The organism is Mesorhizobium sp. CNPSo 4684 (genome assembly GCF_057784315.1).
Window position 1 is genome coordinate 1 of sequence record NZ_JBWLUX010000071.1, and the last position, 6,183, is coordinate 6,183.

Here is a 6,183-nt window from a genome sequence, read left to right on the forward strand (position 1 = left end):
CTTATGAATGCCTTTGACCAGAAAGTTCCGACGCAGGGACCGTCAAAAATTACACTTTGCTTCAAAGGGAAAATCGCCAAAAAAATATCTTTGAGGTTGCGCGGACTATCGGAACCAGTCGGGCGATTTTGGAGCTCGCGCCACCGGGCCACATATCGACTCCCGCAAAAAGTAGGTGCCACTTAGTAAGTTAGAGGTTACGCGGGTAATTCGCAAAAACGCAAAAACTCAAAACGCGCCATCCAAAACTATCAATCTCGCCTCAGCTAGCGCAGTCTGGCGCGCTTCGAGGCACATCTTCGGCGTGGCGTTGGCATGACGGTCGGCTGCAAGAAGGAGCCGCCCAGTGCATGGCAGAGTGGAAATCCGTTAACGTGGGGCAATTGACATTCGCCATACAGGCCTCAGCGCAGTCAGAGTCAGATAACGTGACATCACCCTCGGTGGGCCATAATTTTCCTTTCAAGCAATGCCCGCAAAAAGCGTCTTCGTTGGCTCGTTCAGCATCGCCGAAATCTGCGAGCGCGATGGCGCACCCCACCAGTCGCACAAATTGAGATAGCCGAGATCGCTTGCACTGTCGCCGAATCCGATAGCTGGCCTATCTTCAGACTCCGACCGGAGTTTCTTCAGGAGGAACTCTACTGCCCGGCGCTTTGAAACAGGCGGGGGAATGAGCGCGAAGTTGTTTCCGTTGTGATGCCGTATCCAACCCGCATCGTCGAACTCAAATTTCAGTTCCGCCAGCCTCTTTCCATCACCATTATTTTCTTTGAAAACGACATATGTGGCCATCCCCCTTTCTTCTACGATCCACGAACGAAGAGACATTTTGCCAGCTGCGGCAACTTGCCGACCAATTTCAAGTACCTTATCCAGTGCCTTCCTGTGAGGAATCAGTTCCTTAGAAATGACATCGTGCCATTCCTTCAGATGCGCGCCGTCTGGCTGAAGGATGACAGCGCCGTTTGCAACAATTGCATAGCTGTTGAACGCGATCTTGACGTTCCCGTAGGCCGTCGTGCCACGTGCCGTGACGGGAATGACTTGTGACGTACCCAGCAGCCAATCGATCATCGCAACCTGGCGTGGCGTCATCATGGAATGATGTCCGTTCAAGGAGACCGCAGCTAGCGCCAGTTTATGCCGGCTGCCTTTCGGGCACTTTGCACGTGTTTGGAACAACGTGTCATCCAGATCAGCAAAGACGATTGGCTGCACGGCGTGATCTGCGGATTTGATGGGTTGATCAGGCAATGCACTCGATCCGTCATCCATGTTTGGAATCCGTTTTCGTCACTCGGAAAGGTCCCGGGCAGATGAATTTGGTTTTGCGTTCACATTTATGCCAACGCTTCCCTCAAACGGCGGCCAGCCCTTTCATAATCACGAAAATGACGCCCTGTCCGCTAACAACCAGCAAGCCGGATGAAGCGAAATGCCTGCCACACGCTATGCCTGCCACACGCTCGGTCCTGTTGAGCGGTTCCGGAGTTTGGACCAAGATGCGATATAATCAAATTTCTAAACCTTCTTTATCAAAGTAATGGCGCGATATGGGTGAATATTTTCCGGAACCACTTGGAAGGGAACTTTCCTCTTCCGGATCAGATGCCGTAGCGCTGCCAGGTCAGGGTCCTCAACGGAAGAGAGGAGTGCAACTTGAGGCTTGCGGCGCAGAATTGCTCGCGTGGCTTCCGCAATTCCTGGCTTGATCCGATTAATATTCTCAACAGCAAACTGTGCAGCAACTCGACTAATTGCCTCGCGCGATCGTCTCTGATGTCTTGAGCGGTCGTTGTCTATCCACTGCGCGAGATCATTAGTTTGGTCTAGCGCGGTGACAGCATGTGCCCATACATTATCCACGAAGGCAGCTGAGATATCATGGGACACTAAGTGATTCCATAGGACTGTACCGTGAAAATCTTCCGGACCTGTGACGTCCTCGTTCAGTATCGAACGGCTGATCAGCCCGGACACGGTGCTCCCGAGTATTCCCGACGGAATGAGCCAGTCCTCGGCCGACGCCGCAAGCCACGCCCGGCCACAGGGGTCAGACAAAACCACCAGCTTTGGCGGCTGTGCAGAAAACGAAGGGAAGCTCCGTTCCAGCTCAGAAGAGATGGCGCCTTTGCCCGTCCAGCCATCAATAAACAGCAGACCTTCAATGGGGCGCCGCTCTATGATGTGGCGCATTGCATTACTGTCAATTCCGCGGTCCCGTATGATCGAAATGCCAAAGTGTTGCACGTCCTTTCCCATGCGCGACAACGCACGCTTGAGGAGGACACCCAAAGGCACCCCGGCCCGAACGAGGCTCGCCAACGTGATGGGGCCTTTAATTTGATTTGAGATAGACCGCGCGAGAGCTGCTACTTCGCGTCCCATTCTCGCAGCGCCAACTGACATCGCGTCGTAGAATATCGTCATGTAGTCGGCTTCGGGGGCGCTTTCGAAAGAAATCATTTCCGAATAATGACGTAGGCCGGATTGTATCGCCCGTTCCTTTGAAGCGTCGCCGATTGGCTCCAAAATTACGGGTTTCAATAGAAACGTGACGTCCGTACTACGATACGTTCCAGAAAATATCTTCCCTTTCGTCGCCGACAATGTAACTCCTCTACCTCCATCTAGCGCAACTTCAGGACTTTGAGCGCGATTGAACGTATTGAAATTTTGGCGTGATGATAATCATCAAATAGCAAGTACTCTCTTTGGAATCACGACCGATGCCCGCTCCAAGAAGTTCATGAGTATAGGGCTCATATACGCTTCACTTGTCTCGGAACACACAAGTATTTTTGCGTATTCTGATGGGAAGACATTGTACAGATAGTTAAATACATTCCCGCCGTAATTATCTTCAAACGCTATTTTCGATAAAATGGCGTGACCCACTGAAATCGGTGATCGGGTAACCGAAGAGTAGTGTACGTTAGCTCCTTCCAGCTCCAATTTTTCCGCAAGCAGGAACGGCTGCCAAATGTTTTCTCCTGTACCAAGGACCAGCGTAGCGCCCGACGACGCCGCCTCACCATCCAGTTGAAGATGGTGCCGGGAGACACCCAACCGCGCCCAGTTGACATCCGGCGAAATGACATTACCCCTTTTTTTTCCAACAGATGGAACTTCCGGCGCGTTGATGTTCAAACCGTTTGCATCCCAGCGGTACCGCCCGGAAAGGATTGACGCGCGCTTCACGTTGGCTGCGATTATCTGTTCGACAGCACCATCTGACCAATCCGTAAGCGTAACGAGGACAGTATTTCGAAGGTTCGACCTGATGCTGGCAGGCAGAGCTGCGAACAGATTGCCGAATGTTTTTCCGGTCGACGCTTCATCGTCAATTAACACAAGCGTCCGGGCGTTCTTGACCATCGAGACCAGGACTGGCTCGAGCGGCCAGTGTACGAAATGTCCTGGGGCGTGACTGTGCTCCTCCTGGAATTGACAGATCAGGGGCAAACCTAGTTCGTGTCTGGTGGTGCAAATGTAAACAGTGTCGTCTCGTTCATATTGTTCTGAATATTGCTGGTGCACGCCCGCTCCCAGCCCGACAGCAGTTTCGGCCACACCTATGAACAGGATTGGCCCTTCGAGATCGGGTGCAATTTGGTCGGCCAGAAGTGTGTACGTCTTTCGCATCAGCGAAGGCCGAACGGGACTGTGACGGCCAAGCAGCTTGGAGGCGAACAGGAAAGACCGCTTGGGATTGATGCGCTCCGCGAACCCGAACGTTGCCTCGGGGGCCAGTAGGCTGCGATCGATCTCAACCGAGATGGTTCCGCGGGCGAGTTCGGCAGAAAGATACTTCTTATGTGCGTTGTCCAAATGTCCTACCCGGGCCTCTGATTTGGTGGTGTCACGGGTAACTTCTCGTGCAGAGGTGAGTAGACGCAGATTCTTGCACACCGGCTACAAACGCCAGCGCTCTACGGCCAATGTCACCCCTTTGGTCCCTTTGGGCCTACGCCGGGTCGACGAAATTGTGGAGCGCGAGATCGCCGTCTCAGTCCCCCGCTGAAGCAAGAAGTTTGCCCCAGTACGTTCAACGACTGCGTACGACGCGGCCGGCTCCGATGAAGTTTGGCACCTGAACGAAGTCCTCATCACCATCCCCCGGGAAGAACTTGGTAGTGGCGGACTGTCGATCAGGAGAGACACGTTCTCGGCGATCTTCCAGAGCCACCGCAAAAATGCCGCCAGGCGCCTGATAACCATCTGCAACAGGATCTGACACCAGAGCATCATCACCGACAACCAGCCATCAACAACAGAGCCGAGAATTCTCACGAGCCGCTGCGAAGGGTAATTCCGTGCTTCTGGGCCAATCGCCATGTCATCTCCGTTGGTTGAGGCAAAACTGTTACAGCGGCTTCCCAAGGTTGATGTGCAATTGAGGTGCCATCCTGCGGACGCAGCTGCGCGCTGATACGCAAGTTGGGCCGGCGCACCTTCACGTCGCGCTTTTCCGTCTTTTTGCGTCGAGGGCTGCGCATGAAATGCGACACATTTCGCTATGGTGCGCCTGTTCGATAGTCGACAGTTTTGGATCAATAGCGACAGGCCAGCGTCGGCGAAAAAAAATCGACGGTGCCGGAACCGTTAGACGCTGCATGCTGTGGCCGGAGGCTTTCCAACGGACGGTTGCCACTGGCTGCGCCGAGTTGGGCAGTACTGTTGCGCTGGCCGATCAGACAAGCTCGGATTTTTCGGGCGAGAAGAAAATCGAAAACGGGCTCAGGCTGGCTGGTTTTTTTGGATTCCGCAAGGTAGTGAGGAAGCTACTGCCGCTTCGGCATGTTGTGCGAGCGCGTCAGGCGTCCTTAACGACCCGGCGGGCTCAGATCATCGATATGCGCAAGCGGCTCGCGGCAAAGATCTCTGCGCGCGACAAGCAGGGTATATCCGAAGATGTCGTCGATATGGACAATGCCTTACGGATCATGCTGGACGATCAGATCGGGAAGCTCGAGCGCCGGATCGCAAGCACCATTGCTCAGGATGACAGTCTGGACGAAAGCGTGGCTGCTGCGATCCATCCCAGGAACTGGTCTGGTCTCTGTGGCCATGCTCATCACCGAATGCCGGAACTCGGTCGGATGACCGCCGGCGAGGCCGCCGCCATGACAGGCCTTGCTCCGATGCCACACGACAGTGGAACAATGCGCGGCAAGAGAAGGATCTCGGTGGACGGCGGGCGTTGCGTTATGTGCTGTTCCTGGCCGCGCTCGCCGCAGCATGTCTCACTCAGGCGCTGAAACCCCTCGCCAAACGTCTCAAAGAACGTGGCAAGCCCCACAAGCTCATCATAATCGCAATCGCGCGCAGGCTCGTAACAAGCGCAAATCCATGGCGATCAAATCCAATCACCTAGGCACAGGTTGCTAGCCCACCAATTGCCGTTTCGGCAGGGCGAGAAAATCCTGCTGGCGGCAGCGGGTGCGCGTCCCAGCGGCGACGCCCTCGTGATTGGAATTTAGCCAAGCGGACGCCACTCGCAGCTGACATCGAGGACGCGTGAGAATCGGATGGCCGGTCGGATGTGCTTGCCATAGCAGCGCCCTGCCCGTTCAACCAGGTTTCTGCCGGTCACACATCCGATCACCGCGAAAGCTAGCCGCCCACCTCACCATGAGAAGCAGTATTTGTCTCTGAATCTTCGATCTATCGGGTCTTGACGGCGAAGCGCGCGGGCACATGCACAACGCTCGAGGCGCACTGTCGTCATCAGGTTGTCGACAGCTTCCCCATTTAACAAAACAGACAGGGTTGGTCGCACTGGACGAACATCGGCTGCCGATGCTCACGGTGCATGCCTGCCGAGGTCTGTTAAAGGGTAGTTTGTTCCTGATTTCCGGCATGTCAAATCCAGCCCAGCCTCGAAGGCCTATTTTTTGAAGGGAGGGACGGATGGATTTCGCCTCGACGAAGTGGGAGCAGGTAAAGTCGGACAGCGCGGGCCGGCAAGCGGGTTCACCCGCGGTGCCGTCCGCAGATGCAGCGACCTTTGAGCGGCAGCTGAGCGAGATCGCCAATTCCCGTGGCGGCAGAGCAATGCCGGCGGCCTCGACGTTGCAGCCGGTCCAGTCAGCTGGGGTTTTGATAGGGCACAGCAAGGAGCCTCTCTATTCCGAGGATGCTCGCCTTATTTCGGTGCTTGAGAAGGGCCTCCGCCAC

Annotated in this window: 5 protein-coding genes; 2 read left to right on the forward strand and 3 right to left on the reverse strand. The window is 55.0% G+C overall.

All coding sequences use genetic code 11. The features are described from left to right. Window positions 1-462 precede the first annotated feature (462 nt). From AC04SG_RS32530 to AC04SG_RS32540, 3 genes are all read right to left on the reverse strand, one after another. Entirely contained in the window at window positions 463-1,278 is an 816-nt protein-coding gene (locus AC04SG_RS32530; RefSeq protein ID WP_488554364.1) for an HAD family hydrolase, read from the reverse strand. Window positions 1,279-1,524: 246 nt separating this feature from the next. Continuing rightward, entirely contained in the window at window positions 1,525-2,613 is a 1,089-nt protein-coding gene (locus AC04SG_RS32535) for a cysteine protease StiP domain-containing protein (RefSeq protein WP_488554365.1), read from the reverse strand. A gap of 84 nt (window positions 2,614-2,697) precedes the next feature. Beyond that, the gene (locus AC04SG_RS32540) at window positions 2,698-3,834 is read right to left on the reverse strand and encodes a phosphoribosyltransferase domain-containing protein (RefSeq protein ID WP_488554366.1); all 1,137 of its coding nucleotides are present in this window, start codon (window positions 3,832-3,834) and stop codon (window positions 2,698-2,700) included. A gap of 836 nt (window positions 3,835-4,670) precedes the next feature. Between AC04SG_RS32540 and AC04SG_RS32545 the strand changes: the two genes are divergently transcribed. Further along, a complete protein-coding gene (locus tag AC04SG_RS32545; protein WP_488554367.1) occupies window positions 4,671-5,264 on the forward strand; it encodes a transposase in 594 nt (197 codons plus the stop codon). 652 nt (window positions 5,265-5,916) lie between these two features. Then, window positions 5,917-6,183 (forward strand): hypothetical protein (locus tag AC04SG_RS32550; RefSeq protein ID WP_488554368.1); only part of this gene is annotated, 267 nt, incomplete at its 3' end.

Excerpts from the sequence above, each read along its gene's own strand:
- AC04SG_RS32530 (WP_488554364.1), bottom strand. The coding sequence starts at position 1,278 with ATGGATGACGGATCGAGTGCATTGCCTGATCAACCCATCAAATCCGCA.